23 protein-coding genes, 1 rRNA gene and 1 riboswitch are annotated in these 22,938 nt (G+C 47.5%); of the genes, 9 read left to right on the top strand and 15 right to left on the bottom strand.

Annotated elements, in window-relative coordinates; translation table 11 throughout:
- Window positions 1-13: 13 nt before the first annotated feature.
- The gene (locus MSG33_RS07995) at window positions 14-1,450 is read right to left on the bottom strand and encodes a PLP-dependent aminotransferase family protein (RefSeq protein WP_248380507.1); all 1,437 of its coding nucleotides are present in this window, start codon (window positions 1,448-1,450) and stop codon (window positions 14-16) included.
- 92 nt (window positions 1,451-1,542) lie between these two features.
- Between MSG33_RS07995 and MSG33_RS08000 the strand changes: the two genes are divergently transcribed.
- The 3 genes from MSG33_RS08000 to MSG33_RS08010 all read left to right on the top strand — a co-directional run bounded on the left by MSG33_RS08000 (window position 1,543) and on the right by MSG33_RS08010 (window position 3,560).
- Complete coding sequence (locus MSG33_RS08000; protein ID WP_248380509.1) at window positions 1,543-2,442, top strand: DMT family transporter; 900 nt, start codon at window positions 1,543-1,545, stop codon at window positions 2,440-2,442.
- A gap of 67 nt (window positions 2,443-2,509) precedes the next feature.
- Window positions 2,510-2,794 (top strand): hypothetical protein, encoded by a 285-nt coding sequence (locus MSG33_RS08005; protein ID WP_047009765.1) that lies wholly within the window; start codon window positions 2,510-2,512, stop codon window positions 2,792-2,794.
- A gap of 238 nt (window positions 2,795-3,032) precedes the next feature.
- On the top strand, window positions 3,033-3,560 hold the full coding sequence (locus MSG33_RS08010; RefSeq protein WP_248380511.1) for a hypothetical protein: 528 nt from the start codon (window positions 3,033-3,035) through the stop codon (window positions 3,558-3,560).
- On the opposite strand, the gene MSG33_RS08015 is transcribed toward MSG33_RS08010, so the two are convergent.
- The 5 genes from MSG33_RS08015 to MSG33_RS08035 form a co-directional block, all read right to left on the bottom strand.
- On the bottom strand, window positions 3,544-4,056 hold the full coding sequence (locus MSG33_RS08015) for a GNAT family N-acetyltransferase (RefSeq protein ID WP_248380513.1): 513 nt from the start codon (window positions 4,054-4,056) through the stop codon (window positions 3,544-3,546). The two genes, MSG33_RS08010 and MSG33_RS08015, sit on opposite strands and share 17 nt — an antisense overlap.
- 33 nt (window positions 4,057-4,089) lie before the next feature.
- Window positions 4,090-4,557, bottom strand: coding sequence for an HAD family hydrolase (locus MSG33_RS08020; RefSeq protein ID WP_248380515.1), 468 nt, complete (start codon window positions 4,555-4,557; stop codon window positions 4,090-4,092).
- 118 nt (window positions 4,558-4,675) lie between these two features.
- On the bottom strand, window positions 4,676-5,146 hold the full coding sequence (locus MSG33_RS08025; protein WP_248380517.1) for a GNAT family N-acetyltransferase: 471 nt from the start codon (window positions 5,144-5,146) through the stop codon (window positions 4,676-4,678).
- Window position 5,147: 1 nt separating this feature from the next.
- Complete coding sequence (locus MSG33_RS08030; RefSeq protein WP_248380519.1) at window positions 5,148-5,879, bottom strand: glucose 1-dehydrogenase; 732 nt, start codon at window positions 5,877-5,879, stop codon at window positions 5,148-5,150.
- Between the two features lie 9 nt (window positions 5,880-5,888).
- Window positions 5,889-6,404 (bottom strand): GNAT family N-acetyltransferase, encoded by a 516-nt coding sequence (locus tag MSG33_RS08035; RefSeq protein ID WP_005391871.1) that lies wholly within the window; start codon window positions 6,402-6,404, stop codon window positions 5,889-5,891.
- Window positions 6,405-6,674: 270 nt separating this feature from the next.
- Between MSG33_RS08035 and MSG33_RS08040 the strand changes: the two genes are divergently transcribed.
- Window positions 6,675-7,769: a NapC/NirT family cytochrome c gene (locus MSG33_RS08040; protein ID WP_005391870.1), complete on the top strand. Its 1,095-nt coding sequence runs from the start codon at window positions 6,675-6,677 to the stop codon at window positions 7,767-7,769.
- Window positions 7,770-7,791: 22 nt separating this feature from the next.
- Window positions 7,792-10,239: a trimethylamine-N-oxide reductase 2 gene (locus MSG33_RS08045; protein WP_248380521.1), complete on the top strand. Its 2,448-nt coding sequence runs from the start codon at window positions 7,792-7,794 to the stop codon at window positions 10,237-10,239.
- Between the two features lie 70 nt (window positions 10,240-10,309).
- Here MSG33_RS08045 and MSG33_RS08050 read toward each other — a convergent pair whose 3' ends face one another.
- The 8 genes from MSG33_RS08050 to thiD form a co-directional block, all read right to left on the bottom strand.
- Window positions 10,310-11,035, bottom strand: a complete 726-nt coding sequence (locus tag MSG33_RS08050) for a phosphatase PAP2 family protein (RefSeq protein WP_005487073.1) — start codon at window positions 11,033-11,035, stop codon at window positions 10,310-10,312.
- 182 nt (window positions 11,036-11,217) lie between these two features.
- Window positions 11,218-11,832, bottom strand: a complete 615-nt coding sequence (gene thiE, locus MSG33_RS08055) for a thiamine phosphate synthase (RefSeq protein WP_140321052.1) — start codon at window positions 11,830-11,832, stop codon at window positions 11,218-11,220.
- Window positions 11,833-11,895: 63 nt separating this feature from the next.
- Entirely contained in the window at window positions 11,896-12,687 is a 792-nt protein-coding gene (gene thiM, locus MSG33_RS08060) for a hydroxyethylthiazole kinase (RefSeq protein ID WP_248380523.1), read from the bottom strand.
- A gap of 18 nt (window positions 12,688-12,705) precedes the next feature.
- Window positions 12,706-13,368 (bottom strand): thiaminase II, encoded by a 663-nt coding sequence (tenA, locus tag MSG33_RS08065; RefSeq protein ID WP_005391859.1) that lies wholly within the window; start codon window positions 13,366-13,368, stop codon window positions 12,706-12,708.
- Window positions 13,369-13,386: 18 nt separating this feature from the next.
- Window positions 13,387-14,337 (bottom strand): ABC transporter substrate-binding protein, encoded by a 951-nt coding sequence (locus tag MSG33_RS08070; protein ID WP_079882052.1) that lies wholly within the window; start codon window positions 14,335-14,337, stop codon window positions 13,387-13,389.
- A gap of 22 nt (window positions 14,338-14,359) precedes the next feature.
- The gene (locus MSG33_RS08075) at window positions 14,360-15,160 is read right to left on the bottom strand and encodes an ABC transporter permease (RefSeq protein ID WP_005391855.1); all 801 of its coding nucleotides are present in this window, start codon (window positions 15,158-15,160) and stop codon (window positions 14,360-14,362) included.
- Window positions 15,153-15,911, bottom strand: a complete 759-nt coding sequence (locus MSG33_RS08080; RefSeq protein WP_248380525.1) for an ABC transporter ATP-binding protein — start codon at window positions 15,909-15,911, stop codon at window positions 15,153-15,155. Before MSG33_RS08080 ends, MSG33_RS08075 begins: the two co-directional genes overlap by 8 nt.
- The gene (gene thiD / locus MSG33_RS08085; protein WP_248380527.1) at window positions 15,901-16,761 is read right to left on the bottom strand and encodes a bifunctional hydroxymethylpyrimidine kinase/phosphomethylpyrimidine kinase; all 861 of its coding nucleotides are present in this window, start codon (window positions 16,759-16,761) and stop codon (window positions 15,901-15,903) included. The genes MSG33_RS08080 and thiD overlap by 11 nt, the downstream gene beginning before the upstream one ends.
- 96 nt (window positions 16,762-16,857) lie before the next feature.
- Window positions 16,858-16,965, bottom strand: a riboswitch (TPP riboswitch).
- Window positions 16,966-17,277: 312 nt separating this feature from the next.
- Between thiD and MSG33_RS08090 the strand changes: the two genes are divergently transcribed.
- Both MSG33_RS08090 and MSG33_RS08095 read left to right on the top strand, forming a co-directional pair.
- On the top strand, window positions 17,278-18,663 hold the full coding sequence (locus MSG33_RS08090; RefSeq protein ID WP_248380529.1) for a TldD/PmbA family protein: 1,386 nt from the start codon (window positions 17,278-17,280) through the stop codon (window positions 18,661-18,663).
- Window positions 18,663-20,006, top strand: coding sequence for a TldD/PmbA family protein (locus MSG33_RS08095; RefSeq protein WP_248380531.1), 1,344 nt, complete (start codon window positions 18,663-18,665; stop codon window positions 20,004-20,006). The genes MSG33_RS08090 and MSG33_RS08095 overlap by 1 nt, the downstream gene beginning before the upstream one ends.
- 80 nt (window positions 20,007-20,086) lie before the next feature.
- On the opposite strand, the gene trmY is transcribed toward MSG33_RS08095, so the two are convergent.
- On the bottom strand, window positions 20,087-20,686 hold the full coding sequence (trmY, locus tag MSG33_RS08100; RefSeq protein ID WP_248380533.1) for a tRNA (pseudouridine(54)-N(1))-methyltransferase TrmY: 600 nt from the start codon (window positions 20,684-20,686) through the stop codon (window positions 20,087-20,089).
- Between the two features lie 158 nt (window positions 20,687-20,844).
- On the opposite strand from trmY, the gene MSG33_RS08105 reads away from it, so the two are divergent.
- The gene (locus MSG33_RS08105) at window positions 20,845-21,369 is read left to right on the top strand and encodes a DUF3087 domain-containing protein (protein WP_248380535.1); all 525 of its coding nucleotides are present in this window, start codon (window positions 20,845-20,847) and stop codon (window positions 21,367-21,369) included.
- A gap of 524 nt (window positions 21,370-21,893) precedes the next feature.
- Window positions 21,894-22,938: ribosomal RNA gene (locus MSG33_RS08110) — 16S ribosomal RNA — on the top strand; the annotation flags it as partial.

Raw genomic sequence — 22,938 nt, forward strand, 5'->3', positions numbered from 1 at the left:
TAGCAAGAGCGAGTTAACGAACATGCTTTGCTATCAACTTTGCCAGTGTTTGCATCGCGTGAATCCAATCGGTTTCACTACCAAAGTTTGCCACGCTGAGGCGCACGCAATGTCGATATTGTCCTTGAGTGCCAAATACGGTACCGGGAAGTAGGCTGATTCTGTGTTGATTACACGCTTGATACAACGCATAGCTGTCCGTTTCTTTGGGCAGGCGCAACCAAAGCAAGAACGAACCTTGCACGGCGTTGATCTGGTATCGTTTTTTTAGAGATTCGTATTCATCTAAGTATTGATGAAGCATCTGGATAAATCGACGCATGTTGTTTTGATAAACCCGCCCCATTCGCGCAGTATGCGTTCGATACTTGCCTGACGTTAGAAACGTTGCCACGGCAGATTGCATCAGGTTCAAACTGCCCATGTTCTCACACAGTAGATATTGCTCAATTTGGTCTCGATATCGGCCCGCCAACATCCAACCGATTCTCAAACGCGAATCGAGTGTTTTGGATAACGAATTCACGTAAATCACGCGTTGCTTGTCATCGAGCAAGCTCAAGCTTGGCAACGGCTTATCATAACTTAACCCGCCAAACACATCGTCTTCGATAATAGGAATATTGCCGGACGCCAATAGCAATTGCTGGCGCTTTTCTAGCGGCATCATGGCTCCAGTAGGGTTGGTGAAGTTTGGTGTTACGATGATCGCTCTTATGTCCCATGTCGCCATTGCTTTTGCTAAGGCTTCGGGGCACATACCGTCTCGTGGGCAACTCGGGATCTCCACCACTTTGAGGCCGAGTGATTCGAGCATCAATAAGTTGCCAAAATAACAAGGAGACTCCACCGCGACGATATCGCCTTTTTGTGTCGTTGCGCGCAGCGCTAGGCTTATTGCTTGTTGAGCGCCGTGCGTCACCATGATCTCATCCAATTTGGCTGGCGTGCCCAAATCTTGCGTGATTTTCGCCAGTTGTTTGATTAATAGGTGATCTCCGGGTGGCAATTGGTAATGGCTCGGTACATGCGTTTGCTGGCGGCTGTGACGGCCAATCTCGGCGTACAAGCTTTTGATCGCGGGGGAATCAATGTTTGGGTGGGCAGAGCCAGCGGGCAAACGCTCTTGGTATTCAGGATACGTGAGGATTTCTTTGCAGATCGAGAGCAAATCCACACGAGTCGGATCCGGAATTGAGCGAGAGGTCGGCAAAGCGACTTTCACTCGATAACCCGATTTGGGAACCGAGTACACCAAGTTTTGCGCTTCCAGCTCTTGATATGCACGAATCACGGTATTTTTGCTGACGTTTAATTCTTGGCTCAACGAGCGAATGGAGGGCAGTCGTTCATCCGTTTGATAAACGCCACCATTGATGGCTTGTTTGAGGTGTTTTTCCACCACGAGGTACTTATTCCCTTCACCGCTTTCCAATAAATCTGTACCCATAAAAACACTTCCATCTGTCACTTTTTGAAAACACTGTACCTAATTACATTAACAGTATCTCAAAACATAAAACAAGCGTGAGTGAGGCGATCATGTTAATCCGAGCCATCCCTTTTGTATTTGTCATCCTTTGGGCTTCTGGATTTGTTGGTGCGCGTTTTGGTTTGCAGTATGCCGAGCCAGCGACACTACTTTCTATCCGTATGGCATTCAATGTCTTACTGTTTTTGGTTCTTGTGGCGGTATTGCGTAGAAGGTTGCCGACAGGAAGCGATTTCTGGCACAGCTGTGTGGTGGGTGTGTTGATCCATGGCTTCTATTTAGGCGGCACTTATTTCGCTATTGATTTGGGTATGCCTGCAGGGCTGAGTTCGTTGTTGGTGGGCATTCAGCCGATTTTAACCGCGGCTTTGCTGGTGGTGTTTGTTCGTGAGGAATTTAAACCCTCGCAATGGCTGGGTTTGGCTCTTGGCTTTGTCGGCATCGCTATGGTGCTGATGGGAAACATGGAGTGGCAGTCTGAGCAACATAAGTTCTTAGCCATTGGAGTCTGTTTACTGTCTTTGGTTGGTATCACGTTAGGGACGCTGTATCAGAAAAAACATTGCCAGCAGGTGGATATGGTTGGTGGTGCGACGGTGCAATATTTGGCCGCACTCATCATGTTTCTGCCTGTTGCGATGCAGTTTGAAACCATGCAAGTTCAGTGGGAACTGGAGTTTATTTTGACCGTGTTGTGGTTGGTCGTCGTGCTCTCTTGTGTGGCTATTCTGCTGCTGCTGTACATGGTGAGAAATGGCGCGTCTTCGAGTGTGGCGTCTGTGTTTTACCTAGTGCCGCCAACAACAGCGATTCAAGCTTGGCTCGCGTTTGGTGAGTCGTTTGATTGGATGGGCATTTCTGGCTTTGTATTAGCGGCCACGGCGGTCTATCTAGTGGTTAAAAAGCCAGAGCTGACGATAAAAAAATCGGTTCAAACAGAATATACCTAAATTGGGTAGGGACATTCACGTGCCAGTGAGTACAATTCTGCTTCATCTTAATCCGTGGAGCAGAGTGATGACGTTAAAGCCAGATCGAATGACCGCGATGCGTAATATCATCGAGCAAGTAAAAGCTGAGCTACCGATTTACGAACCGGAAACCTTTGTGTGTGGGCCGGAAGGGCAGTGCATCGGTTGTCCAAAGAAATTATTAGAAATGGTCGATTCAGAGGTTACTTATTGGGAGTCGGCAATGGAGCGGGGTGTGATTCCGCAGTTTGATGAGATCCGTCGTTTCGGGAAGATGTGCACTAACGTACGTCGCGGACTTGTTCGTAATAACGTTCCACTACTCGGGTAATCTACTTCAGTAAATAAGTGATTGATAAATAAAGTCCTAAAATTGACACATAAATGTGTGCGTTTGCATAGTAACTTGGCGAGCGGTCTCAACTTTGGCCCATGACTCTTGTTTGTCATCTACTAGGGCTTTAAACGTTTTAAAGCAGCGATATATTGGCAAGGTCTCACATGGATGTGAGGCAAACGACCATTCATTCTGCTGAGATAAAAAAGTGAGATTAAAGGGATTTACTCTGATGGAAATCACCATAGTGCTCGCCACTTTGGCTTTCATCGCTTTGGCTGCGTTGCCAACACTACTCCACATTCATCGCCAAGCCTATGCGTCGATGTTACACAGTTCCAATTCGTCATTGGGTACCGCGCTTAAATTTTTTAACGCCCGAGTGGTGATAGACAATGCTGCCGAGCAAAACCTAGTCCACTATATTGATAGGAACGTAAAAACCTTAAGTGGTATGCCAGAAGCGAGCGCCAATAGCATTGGCGCGTTATTAGAAATCGATTTGCCGCAGAGTGGCGTGTCCAAAATTGATGTTCCCTGCAAAGGCAGTGACTTTTGTATTATTGGTCAGCAACACCCAAATAGTACCCACTTTGTGTCTATTCCCGATTATCAATTTGTCGACCAGTCAGGTCTTGATCGGGTGGTGTACATTTGGCCGCAAGGGTATACCTTGGCAGAAGAGGCATGCTATTTCTATTATGTTAATCAAGCATCCACAGAGTCTATCGTCCGAGGGCACGTTACTGAGGGTTGTTAGGCGCGCTTAACATCATCTTCTGACTCATCAACACTTCGCCATTGGGGAGAGTGACTCCTCCTAGTTCACCATGGTGCTCAAATCCAAATCGTTCGTACAACGCTATCGCGGCAAGGTTGTCCTTATAAACATTAAGTACAATGGTGTCGTAACCATATTCCCAGGCACTTTTAAGTGCGACAGACAATAGCTGCTTACCTAGCCCTTTTCCTCTGAATGTTCTATCGATATGAATACCTAAAATGCCTGTGCTAGTGAGTTGACCGCCTTCATAACCGCACAGTTCGGCAGGAAAAATCTCTACACTACCAATCAGAACGTGATTGTCCAAAGCAACAAATTGAGGAATCGATTCAAGTTCTACGCGACGTAAAATATTGGTCAGGGTGTCTTTATCTGGAGCCGGACTGCGCAGGTATTTACCTTCGGCATAGACTCGGTTCCACAGTTCGGTAAAGCGCTCGATATCGCTTACCTGGATGGGTCTGATTTGCATTCATCTTCCTTGATTAGTGCAGGTTAGTGATGGTTAAGGTACGAGTTCAGATAAACAGCGAATTTGGTTCGGAATGGGATCGGCTGGCGCACTGGCTCCTGTTGGATTAAACCAAATCGTATTTACGCCAGCTTGCATTGCAGGGTAAATGTCTTTATGAGGCAAGTCGCCAACCATGGTTAACTCACTCACGTTAACCCCTAGCTGTTTTGCGATAGCAAGATAAAACTCAGGTTGTTTTTTAGCGATGCCGAGATTGGCAAAACAAAAGTAGCCATTTAAGTGCTGGTCTAAGTCGACGCGGACGAATGCACGCTGAACCTCTTCCATGTTGGAATCAGACGCACTGGTCGCGATGTAAATAGCATGATTTTGGGAAAGTGTTGCCAGTGTTTCTTTGGCCAGAGGAATCGTTTCTACGTGTTCCCAATCGCACATTTTTCCTTGTGCGTGAGGGAAATCCACCATTAAGGTGTTCCCCCAATCGAAAAGATAAATCATGTTCGAATCTCCTTTATCCGCACATCATATCGTCTTTTCTAAAATCAGGGGATAAATTGCATCGATAAATGCGATTTAGGTGGCTTTAGTCGTGAAAAGCGCTTAATTGTCGTTATCGTTACAAATGTTTCATCATAATGCGTGAGTTAGTTTTAAAACCTTGCTTGTCGTAAAACCGCTGTGCTGGTTGATTGAATTCCATCACTTCTAATCGAACTTGTGTAGCATTGGCATCGCGCGCCCATTGCTCACAGACCTCAAGCAGTTGGCGACCTATGCCCTGCTGCTTCTGCTCCTCATCGACAACAATCGTTCCTACTCGACAAATTGGATCTTTGATCAGAAAGCTGACGGTTTCATTCTGAGTGATCATCGCGGTTAAAAAGCCGACTACCTCCTTTTCATGTTCTGCGACTAAAAACAAGCGTTCATCATTCTCGAGAGCCTGAGTGAGGAACGCTCGGTCGTCTTCTGAAGGTGCTACAAAAGCTTCAGGCGCGTTGGCGAAATGCAGTGCGTTGATTTGTAGGTTTAATTCAAAAATTGCATCCAAATCGTCAGGAGTTGCTTGTCGAATGTTGACTTCCATTTTACTTACCGCCTGAAAGATCGATAAAAGAGCCTGTAACATAAGAAGCTTCATCACTGAGTAGCCAAGCGATCGCATTCGCCACTTCTTCTACCGTACCGCCCCGTTTCAGTGGAATTTGAGGGCTGAGCCTATCCACTCGGTTTGGTTCTCCACCATCGGCGTGCATATCGGTATAAATGAAACCAGGTCGAACGCCATTGACGCGAATATTTCGGTCTGCCAATTCAAGCGATAGCCCTTTGGTTAAGGTATCCATTGCGCCTTTTGATGTGGCGTAATCGACATATTCAAATGGCGCGCCTGAGCGTGATGCCCCAGAAGAAACATTCACAATTGCGCCACCAGTACTGAATCGCTTCGCCGCTTCTCTACAACAAAGAAAGCAGCTATTCACATTAGTGTTCATTACTTTCTGAAAGCGTTCCAAGCTGATTTCCGCCAACGGTGACTGAGTAAATAGAATGCCAACGTTGTTGACCAAATGGGTGACTGAGCCTAGTGCGTTTTCTGTTGCATCGAAAAGATTGAGCACTTGTTGCTCGTCCGATACATCTGCTTGAACGGCGATCGCTTTTCCGCCATTTGCTTGTATGTCTCTGACCACTTGGTGAGCTGCTTCACTTTGCGCACGGTAATTAACACACACGGAATAGCCTTGCTCGGCCATTTTTTTCGCTGTTGCGGCTCCAATGCCTCGGCTTGCGCCAGTAACGATGACTACTTTATTCAAAATACATCCTTATTTTTGTAGCGAGTAGATTTTGTCGGCGTAACGCTTGTCGCCAATTTGGTATGCGTCAGGAATGACTTCAGATAGCTCGAATCCGCACTTCATGAGAACACGCTCTGAAGCAATATTCCCTTCAGTGACCGTAGCGGAAAAGCGGTCGATGTCATGTGTTGCTCTAGCCCAATTTAGAAGCGCTTGAAGGGTTTCTGTTCCAAACTGTCGGCCATGAAATTCAGGCAAAAGTAAGTAACCCACCTCTGCGTTACCTTCTTCAATGGCAAGGCCAGTGACGCCAATCGGTTGTTCAGATTGCTTATCGAGTATGACGAGGCAAAGCCAGTGCGGACTGTCTGGTGTCCATGGTAATAATCGCGAAGCAAATTTTTCTTTTATTTGTTTTTCGCTCGGGCGATCAAAACAGAGCTCAATGATCTCTGGTTCGGAATGTAATCGCTGAAATAGTTCCCAATCGCTGGCTTCGATAGGTCTTAATCGGCTTCGGTGAGTCTCAATATAAACTGACATGCGTGTCCTTACAGCATTTATGTAGAGAGCCAGTTTCTCATCCTCTTATCTCTTTAATCAAACGGTTGCACTTACAAAAGTGATTTGTGTGGTGAATGCCTGGTTGGGTAATGAATTCTTACTGAATATTCATTTATGGGATGAAAATAACGAAATTTCATACTTGAGACACTTAGAGCAACACGGAAATGATGTGGATCAAGAGAGAACTACCCATAAAGTAGTATTTTGCGATCTATAATTACATTTTATTTGGAAGTGTTGCTAATTATGTCAATAAAAAAACGATATGTTGCACTGCTGGTTGCTGCCGGCATTGGTGTGGGCTGGTTAACATTAGGTGGTACTGCAGCGGTAATGCATTACACCTCTGATACTGAGTTCTGTCTCTCGTGCCACTCTATGGAAATCCCTTACAAAGAGTACCAAGGCTCAGTGCACTTCAGCAATGCGAAAGGCATTCGTGCCGAGTGTTCTGATTGCCACATCCCACAAGAACCGATGGACTACCTGATCACGAAGATTCGTGCATCGAAAGACATCTACCATGAGTTCGTGACTGGCAAGATCGACACGCCAGAAAAATACGAAGCGCACCGCAAAGAGCTTGCGGAGATGGTGTGGGAGCAGTTCCGTGAAAACGACTCTGCAACGTGCCGTTCTTGCCACGACTTTGACGCGATGGAAGAATTTGAGCAATCTCGCGATGCAGCGAAAATGCACGAGTACGCAAAAGCGAACGATCAAACGTGTATCGATTGTCACAAAGGCGTTGCTCACTTTGCACCAGAAGCTGAGCTAGACAGCAAGGCATTTGAAACGTTGATGAGCTTCACCACAAAAACATCACCTGGTGCCAAAGTCGTTTACCCTGTGACTGAAATCGCAATGGGTGAGATGGGTAAAATTAACCCAACGACGAAGTTAGAAGTAATCAGCTCTGAAGGTGATGAGCGTACTGTTAAGTTGGACGCATTCCAAATGAAAGGCGCAGAGCAAGTGCTGTACATGGGTGAAGGTCAACGTGCCATCGTAGCAACGCTAACCGAGCAAGGTCAGCAAGCTCTTGAGGGCGGTGAGTTTAAGGCCGACGTTTACGGCAACGAATGGCGCGCAGTGTCACTAACAGGCACGATCGATTCTCCTGTTGTGGATACGCTTGACCCAGTTTGGTCATACGCAGAAGAGCTAGACAACGTTTATTGTGCAACTTGTCACGCGAAAATTCCTTCAAATCACTTCACAGTGAACGCATGGGGACCAGTGGCGAAGAGTATGGGTGATCGAACAGACATCACTGCCGAAAACCTAGAAATTCTTACTAAGTTCTTCCAGCACCACGCGAAAGATGTGGTTGGTCACTAACGATAAATAGAAGGATAAGATTATGACTAATTTAACCCGTCGTGGATTTCTAAAAGGCACAGGTATGGCGGCTGGCGCCATGGCATTTACTTCTTTTGCGCCTATGTCTGTTGCGTCTTCAAACCAGCGTGGCAAGGGCATTTTGACAGCGGGCCGCATGGGCCCAATGTTATGTGAAGTGAAAGATGGCAAGCTAGTATCGACCACTAATGCTCTGCCACAAACTGTACCAAATAGTCTACAAACTACTGGGCCTGACCAAGTGCATACCAAGGCGCGTGTGAAGTACCCAATGGTACGTAAAGGCTACTTGGCAAACCCATCGTCGCCAGAAGGTGTGCGCGGTAGTGATGAATTTGTGCGTGTGTCTTGGGATGAGGCTTACAAGCTGATCCACGAACAGCACATGCGAATTCGCAAAGAATATGGCCCGGCTTCTGTGTTTGCAGGCTCTTACGGCTGGCGTTCAAGTGGCGTACTGCACAAAGCACAAACCTTGCTGCAACGTTACATGAGCATGGCGGGTGGCTATTCAGGCCACTTGGGTGACTACTCAACGGGTGCTGCGCAGATCATCATGCCGCACGTTGTGGGCTCTATCGAAGTGTACGAACAACAAACCACGTACCCAGTGGTGCTAGAGCACAGTGATGTAGTGGTTCTTTGGGGCTTAAACCCAATTAACACTCTAAAAATCGCGTGGAGCTCAACAGACTGTGCTGGTCTTGAGTTCTTCCATCAATTGAAAAAATCAGGCAAGACGGTTATTGCGATTGACCCTATTCGTTCTGAAACCATCGAGTTCTTTGGCGAGAATGCGGAGTGGATTGCTCCTCACCCAATGACCGACGTGGCAATGATGATGGGTATCGCACACACCTTGGTGAAACAAGGTAAGCACGATAAAGCCTTCCTCGATAAATACACCGCAGGCTACGATAAGTTTGAAGCGTACCTGATGGGCGAAGAAGACGGCGTAGAAAAATCAGCAGAATGGGCATCACAAATCTGTGGCGTACCTGCGAAGCAACTTGAGCTACTGGCGGACATCTTCAGTAAAAACCGCACCATGTTGATGGCTGGTTGGGGTATGCAGCGCCAACAATACGGTGAGCAGCGTCACTGGATGCTGGTTACACTGGCAACGATGTTGGGTCAAATCGGTTTGCCGGGCGGTGGTTTTGGTTTCTCTTACCACTACTCAAACGGTGGTAACCCTGCTCGTGACGCTGGCGTGCTTCCTGCGATTTCAGCATCACTGGGTGGCGGCTCTTCTGCGGGTAACGACTGGGCGGTGTCTGGCGCGGTGCAAAGTTTCCCTGTGGCGCGTATTGTCGAGGCGCTGGAAAACCCAGGTCAATCCTACCATCACAACGGTCATGAACTGACGTTCCCAGATATCAAGATGATTTGGTGGGCAGGTGGTGCGAACTTTACTCACCACCAAGACACCAACCGCTTGATTAAAGCGTGGCAAAAGCCTGAGCTGATCGTGATTTCAGAACCTTATTGGACAGCAGCGGCGAAGCATGCGGATGTCGTTCTGCCAATCACCACATCGTTCGAGCGTAATGACTTAACGATGACAGGCGACTACAGTAACCAACACTTGGTGCCAATGAAGAAAGTGGTTGAGCCGCAAGGTGAAGCGCGTAATGACTTCGACGTATTCGCGGACATGGCGGAGATGCTAGCACCGGGTGGCCGTGATGTGTACACCGAAGGCAAAACCGAAATGGAATGGCTGTACGGCTTCTACAAGGCGGCGCAACAAGGTGGCCGTGGCTCTCGCGTAGCAATGCCGAACTTCAGCAAGTTCTGGGAAGATAACCAACTGATCGAGATGAAGTGGAACGAGAAGAACGCACAGTTTGTTCGTTACGCGGATTTCCGTGAAGACCCGATCATGAATCCGCTAGGTACGCCAAGTGGTAAGATCGAAATCTTCTCGAAAACGATTGAAGGTTACCAGTTGGAAGACTGTCCTCCACACCCAACGTGGATGGCTCCAACCGAGTACACTGGCAATGCAAAAGATGGCGAGTTGCAGCTAATGACCGCGCACGCAGCGCATCGTCTACACAGCCAGTTTAACTACGCGAAGATTCGCGAAGAGTACGCAATTGCAAACCGTGAGCCTATTTGGATTCACCCTGAAGATGCGAAAGCGCGTGGTATTAAAACGGGCGATCTAGTTCGTGCGTTTAACAACCGTGGCCAAGTATTGGTTGGCGCAGAAGTGACTGACCGAATCAAGCAAGGTTCAGTGTGTATTCATGAAGGTGGTTGGCCGGATTTGGATCCGAAAACCGGCATTTGTAAGAACGGCGGTTGTAACGTGTTAACGTTGGATATTCCGACCTCTCGACTTGCAAACGGCTGTGCGGCGAACTCGGCACTGGTTCGTATTGAAAAATACACTGGCCCAGAATTAGAACTAACAGCGTTTGAACCACCAAAAAATGGCTAGAAAAAAGTAGCGCTTGAAAGCAAGAAGCCAGCGAATCGCTGGCTTCTTTTTTATCTAGTCATCGTTCACATTAGCGCGAAGCGAGAGAAACAAACGGCATCTGTTTCTTAATCTGAAATGTCGGGAGTAAAGTAAATACAATCGCGACAAACAAGACCGAACCTATTAAATCTTCAGGGCGATGCATGCCCAGCCATAAGCGGCTATATGCGACGCTCATTCCCCACATCCACAATGACAGTGCAGAGATATAGCACTTGTTCTGTAAGAACAACCCACCAAAGAAAGCCAAACAAATCGAAACGAAAATCGTATGGCCCGACGGGAAAGAATAGTCTTTCTCGCCTTGCCAATGGCGTGTCCGCCAATCACTGACGTGTTCAGAAATCTGGTTAATTACGTTGGCTTGTTGCTTTGTATCTAACTGATAAAACGTTTCTGGTGTTTCAATTAATTGTTCTGCTGCGAGCAATTCCGTGTACGGGCGAGGGCTTTCTGTCATCAGTTTTAGCCCCGTTTTGCTGGCAAAGCCAATCACAAGTAACAGCCCTAACATTGAGAGTTTTTGCATCCACTCAGTGCGACTTGGCTTAAAGCGAAATAAAGAAAGCAGTAGCAGTGTTAAGGTAATTAAAAAGCCTTTGCTGCCAGCAGAGTCAGTGAGCAAAGTAAAAGTAATACCCAGACTTTCAGGCACCTGTGAAGTGAGATCGTGATAAGAGCCAAACAGCGACATTGGGATGATGCCAAGAACAAACAAGGCGAGCATCATCAATCCATATTTTTTGGTTTTCATTGAGAGCGTTTTGTTTTTATTGAGGGTTATTCAACCACGTGAAAATAAGGGACTTATCTTACGTTATCTGGCGTGAAAAACTTATCAACGCTTTGTCAATTTGACGAGAGAATGAAGGTTGAGTGATGAATTGATGACATTTATCCGGAAGGTAAAGGCGCTCATCCTTAAGCGCTGGGGTCTTAATCCATCAGAGAAAGTAAGTATTCTGCTGCTTTGGTTGGGTTTTCTGCATGACAAATGGCAGAAACCAAAGCCAAACCATGTACACCTGTCGCACTCAGGGCAGGAATGTTGGTTTCGTTGATGCCACCAATAGCGACGATTGGTAAGGACGTGGTGTTCAACGCCATCTTCAAACCTCCAATACCCCAGTGTTTTTTGGTGTTGGTTTTGGTCGGCGTAGCGAAGATGGCACTCAAGCCGATGTAATCAATGGGCAGAGAATCCGCCTCTGCCAGTTGATCTTCAGTCTCAATCGATAAGCCGAGAATCTTGTTTGGGCCAATCAATTGACGAGCGATCTCTGCTGGCATGTCTGACTGCCCGAGGTGAACACCATCGGCATCGACGGCAAGGGCAACATCAACACGATCATTGATGATTAACGGGACGCCAGTGCCTTCAAGGATCGTCTTCACGGCTTGAGCTCGTTCAATAAATGCACGAACGTCACCATGTTTTTCGCGCACCTGTACCATGGTGACCCCACCTTCTACCGCCTTTCTTACAACGTGTTTGAGAGTGAATAAATCTTGTTGGTCGTCGGTGACCAAATACAAACGATAGGCGTTCATTGTGTTTCCTTTCGCCTCCCACTTTCGTTGGAGTGAGAGGCGTTTAAAGCATTGAGAAGCGATTTATCTCACTTGTAATGTAAGACGTGTTGCCAGTGTTTTTTCATCCAGTTGGTAAAGCTCATCCAAAAGATGCATTTGCAAGCTACCTGGCCCTCGCGCTTGCTCAGCCGCAATTTCACCCACAACGCCAAGCACCGCTGCCGCAGCAAGGCCTGTTTCGTCGCCGATTGCTGCGAACGCGCCTGTCAGTGCGGTTAACGTGCAACCCATGCCCGTTACGTATGGCATCATCTCGTGACCATTATTCAGCTGGACGGTTTGCTCTTTTGTCACGATGTAGTCAGTTTCGCCGGAGATCACCACGCTCGCTCCGTACTCTTTAACCAAGAAGTGAGCCGCCCCAAGGGCTGCATCACTACTGTCGAGTGCATCTACACCTTTGCTTTGTGCTTGCTCACCAGCGAGAGCAATGATTTCGGAAGCATTACCACGAATGATTAACTTGTTTGCAAGGCGGGCGATTTCGCGCGAGGTTTCGGTGCGCAGTGAACTTGCACCGCAACCGACAGGGTCGAGCACAACGATTTTACCGTTCGAGTTGGCTTGCTCGACGGCATAGCTCATGCGCGGCGTCCAAACGCTGTCTAGGGTGCCGATGTTGATCACCAAAGCGCCTGCAAACGACATCATTTCTGCCATTTCTTGCTTTGAATGCGCCATGATTGGCGAAGCTCCGATAGCCAACAAAGCGTTCGCCGTGTTGTTCATCACCACGTAGTTGGTAATGTTCACGACTAAAGGCTTTTGCTGACGCACTGCAGTTAATGCTTGAGTTATTTGTTCTATTAACATGAGATTCTCCAATTAACCTTATTGCGCGTTTAGACCTTGTTGCCAAAACGCCACTTCCATACGCGTTGCAGTTTTGAAGACCTGAATCAGGTTTTGACCGCGCTGGCTGTGGATGTCGATTTCAGCCAGCAACTGGTTAAAGTGTTCGGCCCCACTTGCCACGCCAGATTGGAACTCTTCACCGCCGTACAAGTTAATCCAACTTGCGTAAGGATTGCCTTCGAATACCGTGTTTTCATCTTCAATCAGCATTTTACCAATGACGGCGTAGCCGATGGAGCAAGGGGCGAGCGCGGCATACAAGTCAACTAAGTCGCCCGTCATGCCTGCATCCAATACGTAGCGCGTGTAAGCCACCGTGCCAAAATCTTCCGGCTCGTTTTCGAGATCAGATTCCGTCAATCCCCACTGACCGCAGTAGGTAACATGGTGGGCAATCTCTGAATCTAAAAGCGCATGTACACTTGGTAGTGCGCGGCGCATGTCGTCTAACGTACGTGCTTTGTAGATTGCCAGCGCATAAGCTCGCGCGTACTGTTTTAGGAATAAGAAATCTTGCTTCAAGTAATGCAGAAAACAAGGTTGAGCCAGTGTGCCTTTGGCTAATTGCTGCACGAAGGCATGCTCGGTGTATTCTTGCCAATCTTGGCAGCAAGCGTCGATCAAATCTTGGTATTTCATAATGGGGCAGCCTCGTAATTAGTCAAAGCTCGGTACGTAATCTTTTGCTTTTGGTAGCGTTTCGATGATTTTTTGTGAGTACATGAACTCGGCGTAATCGTCATAGCGTTTTAGGTCGACTGCTGATGGGCGAAGCGCGAAACGAGTTAACGTGTCATTCCAAGCGCGTTGGTTGAGCTCGTTGTTTAGCGTGTCTGGCGAGTAAGCGACAAACTCTTTCCAAGACTCTTTAGGGTGGTTGACGATGTAAGTGGTCGCTTGCTCCAGCGCTTTGTTGAACGCTTTAATAGCCGCTTTATCGTAGGTTTTTGCATTCGCCACAAACACCAGTTCGTCATACGCTGGTACGCCGTATTCTTCTGGGAAGAAGGCTTTGGCTTTGTAGCCTTCTAGCGCAAGTTGGTTGGTTTCGAAGTTACGCAAGCCGCCCCAAATAGCGTCTACTTTCCCTGAGGCAAGAGAGGAAGAGAGTGCCCAACCGACGTTGATGATTTGCACGTCAGAAAACTTCACGTTCTCCTGCGCAAGCATGGTGCCGATTGTCGCCTCTTCGTTACCTGCGATCGCAATACCGATCTTCTTGCCTTTAAGGTCGCCAAGGTTGTCGTTCTTGCCGTTATCCAACACCATCAATGTGTTGAGGGGAGTAGCAATCAAGGTCGCAGAGCGAATTAATGGCAAGCCAGCCGCTACGTCGATGGTCAGGCTAGGTTGGTATGAAATCGCCATATCGACTTTGCCAGCCGCAACTAGTTTGGGTGGAGTGCTTGGGTCGGCGGGTTCTTGGATATTGATCTTCAAACCTTGCTGTTTAAAGTAGCCGCGCTCTTGTGCGATCACGATAGGGCCATGGTTCGGGTTAACGAACCAATCCAGCATTAAAGTAAGCTCTTTTTCGGCAGCAAGTACGTTAGTTGAAACCATTGAAGCGAGCAGAGCAGCAGCGCTCATGAGTTTGTTTTTATTCACGGGGTTCTTCCTTTTTCTTTCCCTATTTGTTTTCCCAGGGAATGGCTTTTTTCAGTAATTTGTCAGTGGTGAAATAGAGTGCGATAGACAGCGCGGCGAGAATAAACAGCGCCGCGAACATCTCATCGATGATCATGCGTGCGTTGGCTTGCAGCATCAGATAGCCAAGGCCCTCACTTGAACCAACCCATTCACCTACCACGGCACCAATCGGCGCAATAACCACGGCAACGCGAATACCAGACGCTAACGTTGGTAGGGCGGCAGGTAGTTGAATATGGCGCAGTAATTGCCATTTCGATGCGCCCATGGTTTTGGCAAGATCGAGGTAACCAGTTGGTGTATTGCGTAAACCGTCGTAGCAACATGTCGTGACGGGGAAAAAGATGATGATCGCCGCCATTACTACTTTCGATGCAATGCCGTAACCCAGCCAAAGCATGAGCACTGGCGCGATAGCAAATACTGGAATTGCTTGGCTGGCAATCAGAATTGGGAGTAACCAACGCTTCAGCGGCTCAAACATCAGCATTTGCAAAGCGAATAGCAAACCCATTGATAAGCCGAGTGCGAGGCCAAGTAGGATCTCTTGTGCTGTTACCCAAGTGTGTTTGAGTAGCACGTCGTATCGAGTGACTAATCTATCCAATACTTCAATCGGCGAAGGCAAGATGAAGCTTGGCATGTCAAACACCACTACAATGAGTTGCCACAAACCTAAGATCACGGCTGCGCTGATTAGCAGACGCAATGCCGGATGAGTCACGCGTTCCTTTTTACTGATACGCGCCGAAACGGAGTTGTACTGAGTCATATCACTCATAGTCTTTCTCCAATTGATTCAAAATCGCTTGTTGTAGAGTTGCGCATTCTCCATCGAGAGATCTTGGTGGCTTGGCGTCCGGAACAACCAAGTGCTGCGCTTGAGCAGGCGTGCCTTGTAACACATAGAGTTGATGCGCCAATCGCACTGCTTCTTGCGGATCGTGTGTAATCAAGACAACGGTTTTGTCTTTTAGTAGCTCGGCAGAGAGAGTTTGCAATTTGTGGCGAGTCACGGCGTCCAATGCCGAGAAAGGTTCATCCATCAAAACCAAAGGTTTATCTTGCATCAGAGTGCGAGCAAGGGCTACGCGCTGTCGCATACCTCCGGAGAGTTGAGCGGGTTTGGCGTAAGCGTAATCTGCCAACCCAACGTGCTCTAACAAGTTGAGAGCGCGTTGTTTCTCATCCGCTGGATTTGAGTTGGTGTGAGAAAAGCGCGAGCTGAGGCAGACGTTATCCAGCACGTTAAGCCACGGTAGCAATAAATCCTGCTGAGCCATATAAGCGATACGGTCATGCAGTGCAGCGCCATCGGTTGTGATGAGTTCGCCATGCCAGTCAACTTGGTCATCCAGTAAACCAGCTAAGTAACGCAATATTGTGGTTTTCCCGCAGCCACTTCGTCCGAGTAATACCGTCCATTGACCGACAGGAATGGTCATGTTCACTCCCGCTAAAGTCGGTGTTTGGCTGTCTTTGTATTGCAAACTGGCGTCGGAAAGCTGAATGCCAATCGCGTTAGCGAACATAAGTATGACCCGAAAAAAAGTGATTCACTGGCCCGTGACCTTTCCCCACTTCCAATTCATCAGCGTGTGCGATAGCTTGGCTGATGTACTGCTTACCAAGGTGAACCGCTTTGTGCAGGTTGTTGCCTTGACCAAGGTAAGACGCAATGGCGGAAGACAGTGTACAGCCTGTGCCATGGGTGTTTTTGGTTGGAAATCGCTTGGCGCTAATTAACTCGGCACTGTCTTGCATGATCAGCAAATCGTTGCTGTTTTCATTTTCTTCAAGGTGACCGCCTTTGAGCAGAATAGCTTTGGCGCCAAGCGCACGAAGGTCGGTAATCATATCGTTCATTTCAGATTCTGATTGAGGCACTGGCTTACCCGTCAATGCTGCACCTTCTGGCAGGTTAGGAGTGATGATGTCTGCCAGTGGAATTAACTCTTCTTTTAATGTGCTGATTGCTGATTGCTCAAGTAGCAAATCGCCGCTGGTGGCGACCATGACGGGATCAATCACAAGATGTTTGGGTTGGTATTGCTTAATCTTGTTAGCAACGACTTTAATGATGTTCGAATCCGCCAGCATGCCGACTTTTACCGCCACAATATTGAGATCGGTAAACACCGCATCGAGTTGGCTTTCAACGTGATCAAGTGGGATCGGGAAAATCGCAGAAACGCCTTGCGTGTTTTGTGAGGTGATGGCGGTAATCACTGAGCAGGCAAAGCTGCCAGTTGCGGACATCGCTTTGATATCGGCTTGGATGCCTGCGCCGCCGCCGCTGTCGGAGCCTGCGATGGTTAAGACAACAGGGGTGGTTATAGGTGATTGTGCCTGGTGTAAAGATGGCTGTGATTGCTGCGTCATGGTCGCTCCTACTACAAGACGTATAGGAACTGACTTTGACCGTTGTGGATAGATCGATTGTTCGATCGTTTCGCTCGCCAAAGAGGAGCGGCGAAAGGCAAAGTGCGCATAGTTCCCTACGTCAGTGCTAACTGAATCAGGTTCAACGGGTCTCGAATCTCGATCTCAGCCAACGCTTATCGCGTGGCCCCCCGACTATTTCGCTCGGATGATAGCAGGACCCTTGTAGAAGGGATACGTTTTTTGAGAGTAATTATTATTGAGTATTCAATTATGCGAGGTGAGTGATAGAGTAAGCATCTAAATGGTTCGTCGTGTGGAATTTACTAGTGCAACGCTCTGGTGAAAGAGCTGAACCTGGAATATTTAATAAATAATCGTGGTCTCGCTAAGCAAGGATTAGCACAAAACAAGGTTAAAAAACTGTTAAAATTTAACGCGTTGCCAATTTAACTTTGTTGAACTTTTCGACAGTTAATTAGGAAGGCTAAGACGATCATCGAGCAAGGAGACTTCATGCTTAATTCTGCAACAGCGAAGTCAGTGATCGATCATGCTCTCTTTTTAGGGGCTGATTTCGCTGAACTATTCGTTGAACATCATCAAACTAACACCGTCCAGATCGCATCTGGTGAGGTGGACAAGGTCAATTCGGGGATTGATTTTGGTATCGGTATTCGCCTCTTCTTCGGTCACAAAGTGCTTTATGGATACACCAATAGCACGGACGAAGCCGAGCTAAAACGCGTAACCTCATTGCTTGCGGCAAAAGACAAGCGTGAACAAATCGCGTCAGCAGGTTCTTTAAATTTGAACCGCTACCCAATCCAACACGGTTGCCGCATGCCGTTAAGTCAGGATGCCAACTTAGATTCAAAAATCGCGTTTCTATTGAAAGTTGACCAAGCTGCGCGTGCAGAAAGTGAGTACATAAGCCAGTTCATTGGTAGTGTGCTTCAGCGCGAGCAGCAAGTGTCTATCTTCAACTCAGAAGGTTTGCATGTAGACGATACGCGTCACTACATTCGTGTGGCGGGTAACACCGTTGCTCAAAAAGGTAATGAGCAGTCTTCTGGTATGGAAGGTCCTGGCGCTCTTGCCGGTTGGGAGTTCAGTGAGCAGATAGATGCGAAAGAGCTGGGTCAAACTATCGCGCAGCAAGCGTTAGTGAAACTTGGCGCGGATACTTGTCCATCGGGTGAAATGCCAGTGGTAATTGGTAACGGCTTTGGCGGCGTTATCTTCCATGAAGCGTGTGGTCACTTACTCGAAACCACTTCGGTTGCGAAGAAAGCGTCCGTATTCCACGACAAAATGGGCGAAATGGTTGCTCACACTGCAGTGAATGCTGTCGATGATGGCACCATGACCAACGAATGGGGCTCGATTCATGTTGATGACGAAGGCATGACGACTCAGCGAACCCAATTGATCAAAGACGGTAAGCTAACCAGCTTTATGGTCGATAAAATGGGTGGTATGAAGACAGGTTATGAGCCTACGGGTTCTGGTCGTCGTCAGAACTACAAGTTCGCACCAACCTCGCGAATGCGTAACACCTTTATTGAAGAAGGCGAGCATTCACTTGATGACATGCTGGCAGGTATCGAACGTGGTATCTATGCGAAGAAGATGGGCGGCGGCTCGGTTCAACCGGGAACGGGCGAGTTTAACTTTGCCGTTCGTGAAGCTTACCTCATTGAAAATGGCAAAATCACCAAACCTCTGAAAACAGCAACGCTGATCAGCACGGGTCCAAAAGTGTTGAAAGAAATCAGCATGGTCGGCAAAGACATGGCGCTTGCGCCGGGCATGTGTGGTTCAGTAAGTGGTTCAGTACCAACAACAGTCGGTCAGCCAACACTGAAAGTAGATAATATTCTGGTAGGAGGCGGTAACTAATGAGCCAAGAAAAACAACTTCTTAATGCGGTTGATTACGTCCTATCAGAAGCAAAGCGTCAAGGCGCAGAAGCGGACGTCATTGTAAACCGCAACAGCAGCTTTTCTCTGAAAGCGAACCAAGGCAAGTTGGATGAGTACAAAGTAAGCTCAAGTCAAGTGCTGGGTGTTCGAGTTATTAAAGATGCTCGTGTCGCGACAAGTTATTCTGAATCACTAGAGCAACCAAGTTTAGATTTGATGCTCACAAACGCGCTGCAAAGTGCTCGCTTTTCCAAGCAAGATGAACATCAGAGCATTAGTTCCGTGAACAGCCAAATCACCACTGATATTGCAGAAATTGCGCAAGACGATACCACATCGGTCGATGAGAAAATTGAACTGTCCCTTGCGCTTGAGCAAGGTGTTGTGGCTCTGCCTCACGCTTCAAGCTCACCATACAATGGTTACAGTGACGGTGAAACTCAGCTCATCATCGCGAATACTCAAGGTACGTTATGTCAACATTTCGAGCGATCGTTCACTTGTTACGCGTATACCTTGTTTGAAAAAGACGGCAAACAGTCGATGGCGGGAAGAATGTCGCTAGGTCGCCGTTTTGATGAGTTGGATCCAGCTTATTGTATAGAAGGCGGTTACAACCTTGCTCGCGATCTTCTTGAAGGCGCTCCGGTTGCGACAGGTAACTATCCGGCCATTTTCCACATCAATGCTTTAAGCAGCCTGTTTGGTGCATTCGGCAGTGCGTTTTCTGGTGTGAGTGCGATGAAAGGCATCTCGCCACTGGGTGACAAGCTTGGTCAAAGCGTTGCAAGTGAACTGATCACCTTTACCGATGCGGCTTACATGCCAAATGGTATGGCAATCGCAAGTTTTGATAGTGAAGGCTTTGCTACTCAAGACAATGTGTTGATCTCCAATGGCCAACTGAATACGCTATTGCACAATAGCCAAACAGCGAGTTATTTGGGTGCAGTGTCGACGGCAAGTGCTGCTCGCGGTGCAAAATCGAGCTTAGACGTGTCAGCGAATCACAAAGTGATTGCGACAGGCAACAGCAGTGCGTCAGAAGTCAAAGCAGGTGAATACCTAGAATTAGTGGAACTGCAAGGGGTTCACTCTGGTGCAGATGCTGTCAGTGGTGATTTCTCATTTGGTGCGAGTGGTTTCTTGTGTCGTGATGGTCAACGTGTTCAACCTGTGCGCGGAATTACAGTTGCAGGTAACTTCTATAAGATGCTGCAAGAAGTAGAAGCTGTGGGTGATACCCAGCTTATTAATGATAGCCGCACTTTCTTCGCGCCAGATGTGCGTTTTGCTCGCTTGAGTATTGGCGGCAAATAAGCGCAGCATAGAAAATCAGAAACAAAAAAGAGGACTCAATCGAGTCCTCTTTCATCATCTAGCAACGTGTACGCGAATAACTAGAATTCGCGGATATCCAGTTCGTTGTGGATCAATACCACACACTGAGAAGCGAAAAGCATCTTAGGACCCAAGCTGATCTTCTCTGTGCCAAGGCGCTTTAAGCTGTTAAAAGACTTCTTAGGCATCGGAATATGGTCAGTTAACAAGAAGCATGGGTTTTCACCAATTTCTGCATCACGAACAAATTCGCCTTTCTTGTCCAACATATAAAGTTGGTGATCTTCGGCTAGTTCTTGAACCAAGCGTTCGAAGCTTACTGTACGAACCGTAATACCCGGTTCAACTTCGCGAAGCTGCTCTTTACCCATACCAACAGATGCGTCCAACGCACGGGTAACGGCAGCGATCAACGTTGACTCGTGAAAACCGCCAATATTGGTAATGTCGTTGGAGCGAATAGTAATGGTGCGTGAGAAGTCTTTTGTGCTTTCCAAAACCAAGTGAACAACCACATCTTCACGGTGTGATTGAGCAACGAACATAGTGTTCATCATGGTATGAGCAAGAATCTCTGTATGCGCTTCATTACCAACACCTTCTAACAGTGCTTTGCTGGTGGTTGGCGCCGCGCGAGCTCGTAAAACAAAAGAGCGCATGAATTTAGCCTCTATATAGGAAGAGTGAATGCGCGGAAGTATATACCCAAGCAGGGAAGGGATGCGAGTTTAATAGCAAATGTGAACTTACTTACAAAGCTTCGATTGTCGTGCGGAGTGTGCTGGTTAGAATAGAGGCAACCTGTTAGGAGCGGTATATGGAAATCAAAAAAATAAACAAACAAGTCTATAGAAAGAAGGTCAACCTAGTGATTGGTGGCTTTGTTGCCTTGCTTGCTATCTCTTCTCTTGCTTTTAGTACGCTATTGATCGTTTTGTTCGGTAATACAGATGTAGTACCTGAACAGTCGACGGGGAACTTTCACTGGAACTTAATTGGTGTTGTGCTTGCCTTAGCTACTTCACTGTCTTTGTTGAACCAATTCAAAACACGCCCTTATATGGAAGAAGTGTTGTATGTCTGGAAACTCAAGCAGCTGCACAACAAGATCTTTCGCAAACTGAAAAGCATTAAAGCTGCTTCTGCTGAGCACGATGTAAAAGCGCTGACGATCCTTAAGTTCTACTACACGACTCAAAGTCAGGTGTTTGAGTTAGACAACAACACATTGACGATGAGTAGTGTAAATAAAGAATTAGAGGCAATTGAGCAAATCGAAGCGGCGCAATTACTGGATCTTGATATCACCAGCTTTAAAGAAAGCTGGGTAGACACATACTGATTGCCTATTTGCTACTTGAAGTTAACAACTGAGTGCTAAAAATAAGCGTTTGAGTGAGATTTAATCACTCGACGCTTTTTTTTGGTTTTTTTTCTAAAAAGGGGTTGCCAAGAAAAATCATCTCCCTATAATGCGCCTCCGTTGTCAGGGCAAAGCGGAAACGCAAAAGCGGTTGGCAACAAGGCGAAAGAAAAGCTTCTAAAAATTAATTTAAAAAAGTGTTTGACACTGAAAGTTAATTCCTTAGAATACGCCTCCGCTTCGATAGCAAAGCTTACGAAGCAAGCTCTTTAACAATATAGACCTATCAATCTGTGTGGGCACTCGTTGATGATAATCCAATTCGATACTTCGGTATCAAATTAGGTTTCAATGATACGAAGTGACCAATCAAGTCTTCGGACTTGGCACAGTCAATTCATTATCGTTCTGTTGGAACGATAATAGCTTTAAAATTACATAAGTAGTTTTGAAGTCAGTATTCATTGAGCCTCTCCCTATTTATTTAGGGAATCAAAAACTTTAAATTGAAGAGTTTGATCATGGCTCAGATTGAACGCTGGCGGCAGGCCTAACACATGCAAGTCGAGCGGAAACGAGTTATCTGAACCTTCGGGGGACGATAACGGCGTCGAGCGGCGGACGGGTGAGTAATGCCTAGGAAATTGCCCTGATGTGGGGGATAACCATTGGAAACGATGGCTAATACCGCATGATGCCTACGGGCCAAAGAGGGGGACCTTCGGGCCTCTCGCGTCAGGATATGCCTAGGTGGGATTAGCTAGTTGGTGAGGTAAGGGCTCACCAAGGCGACGATCCCTAGCTGGTCTGAGAGGATGATCAGCCACACTGGAACTGAGACACGGTCCAGACTCCTACGGGAGGCAGCAGTGGGGAATATTGCACAATGGGCGCAAGCCTGATGCAGCCATGCCGCGTGTATGAAGAAGGCCTTCGGGTTGTAAAGTACTTTCAGTCGTGAGGAAGGCGTTGTCGTTAATAGCGGCATCGTTTGACGTTAGCGACAGAAGAAGCACCGGCTAACTCCGTGCCAGCAGCCGCGGTAATACGGAGGGTGCGAGCGTTAATCGGAATTACTGGGCGTAAAGCGCATGCAGGTGGTTTGTTAAGTCAGATGTGAAAGCCCGGGGCTCAACCTCGGAATAGCATTTGAAACTGGCAGACTAGAGTACTGTAGAGGGGGGTAGAATTTCAGGTGTAGCGGTGAAATGCGTAGAGATCTGAAGGAATACCGGTGGCGAAGGCGGCCCCCTGGACAGATACTGACACTCAGATGCGAAAGCGTGGGGAGCAAACAGGATTAGATACCCTGGTAGTCCACGCCGTAAACGATGTCTACTTGGAGGTTGTGGCCTTGAGCCGTGGCTTTCGGAGCTAACGCGTTAAGTAGACCGCCTGGGGAGTACGGTCGCAAGATTAAAACTCAAATGAATTGACGGGGGCCCGCACAAGCGGTGGAGCATGTGGTTTAATTCGATGCAACGCGAAGAACCTTACCTACTCTTGACATCCAGAGAACTTTCCAGAGATGGATTGGTGCCTTCGGGA

The sequence above is a fragment of the Vibrio sp. 1CM7H genome (assembly GCF_023161645.1).
Classification (GTDB): Bacteria; Pseudomonadota; Gammaproteobacteria; order Enterobacterales; family Vibrionaceae; genus Vibrio; species Vibrio diabolicus.

Bases quoted from the DNA above. Each gene is read 5' to 3' on its own strand.
- MSG33_RS08015 (WP_248380513.1), bottom strand. From the start codon at position 4,056: ATGCAAATCAGACCCATCCAGGTAAGCGATATCGAGCGCTTTACCGAA.
- thiD (WP_248380527.1), bottom strand. From the start codon at position 16,761: ATGACGCAGCAATCACAGCCATCTTTACACCAGGCACAATCACCTATA.
- tenA (WP_005391859.1), bottom strand. From the start codon at position 13,368: ATGAAATACCAAGATTTGATCGACGCTTGCTGCCAAGATTGGCAAGAA.
- MSG33_RS08025 (WP_248380517.1), bottom strand. From the start codon at position 5,146: ATGGAAGTCAACATTCGACAAGCAACTCCTGACGATTTGGATGCAATT.
- MSG33_RS08040 (WP_005391870.1), top strand. From the start codon at position 6,675: ATGTCAATAAAAAAACGATATGTTGCACTGCTGGTTGCTGCCGGCATT.
- MSG33_RS08090 (WP_248380529.1), top strand. From the start codon at position 17,278: ATGCTTAATTCTGCAACAGCGAAGTCAGTGATCGATCATGCTCTCTTT.
- MSG33_RS08095 (WP_248380531.1), top strand. From the start codon at position 18,663: ATGAGCCAAGAAAAACAACTTCTTAATGCGGTTGATTACGTCCTATCA.
- MSG33_RS08035 (WP_005391871.1), bottom strand. From the start codon at position 6,404: ATGTCAGTTTATATTGAGACTCACCGAAGCCGATTAAGACCTATCGAA.
- MSG33_RS07995 (WP_248380507.1), bottom strand. From the start codon at position 1,450: ATGGGTACAGATTTATTGGAAAGCGGTGAAGGGAATAAGTACCTCGTG.
- MSG33_RS08080 (WP_248380525.1), bottom strand. From the start codon at position 15,911: ATGTTCGCTAACGCGATTGGCATTCAGCTTTCCGACGCCAGTTTGCAA.
- MSG33_RS08050 (WP_005487073.1), bottom strand. From the start codon at position 11,035: ATGAAAACCAAAAAATATGGATTGATGATGCTCGCCTTGTTTGTTCTT.
- MSG33_RS08000 (WP_248380509.1), top strand. From the start codon at position 1,543: ATGTTAATCCGAGCCATCCCTTTTGTATTTGTCATCCTTTGGGCTTCT.
- MSG33_RS08045 (WP_248380521.1), top strand. From the start codon at position 7,792: ATGACTAATTTAACCCGTCGTGGATTTCTAAAAGGCACAGGTATGGCG.
- MSG33_RS08020 (WP_248380515.1), bottom strand. From the start codon at position 4,557: ATGATTTATCTTTTCGATTGGGGGAACACCTTAATGGTGGATTTCCCT.
- MSG33_RS08075 (WP_005391855.1), bottom strand. From the start codon at position 15,160: ATGAGTGATATGACTCAGTACAACTCCGTTTCGGCGCGTATCAGTAAA.
- thiE (WP_140321052.1), bottom strand. From the start codon at position 11,832: ATGAACGCCTATCGTTTGTATTTGGTCACCGACGACCAACAAGATTTA.
- MSG33_RS08105 (WP_248380535.1), top strand. From the start codon at position 20,845: ATGGAAATCAAAAAAATAAACAAACAAGTCTATAGAAAGAAGGTCAAC.
- MSG33_RS08005 (WP_047009765.1), top strand. From the start codon at position 2,510: ATGACGTTAAAGCCAGATCGAATGACCGCGATGCGTAATATCATCGAG.
- MSG33_RS08010 (WP_248380511.1), top strand. From the start codon at position 3,033: ATGGAAATCACCATAGTGCTCGCCACTTTGGCTTTCATCGCTTTGGCT.
- trmY (WP_248380533.1), bottom strand. From the start codon at position 20,686: ATGCGCTCTTTTGTTTTACGAGCTCGCGCGGCGCCAACCACCAGCAAA.
- thiM (WP_248380523.1), bottom strand. From the start codon at position 12,687: ATGTTAATAGAACAAATAACTCAAGCATTAACTGCAGTGCGTCAGCAA.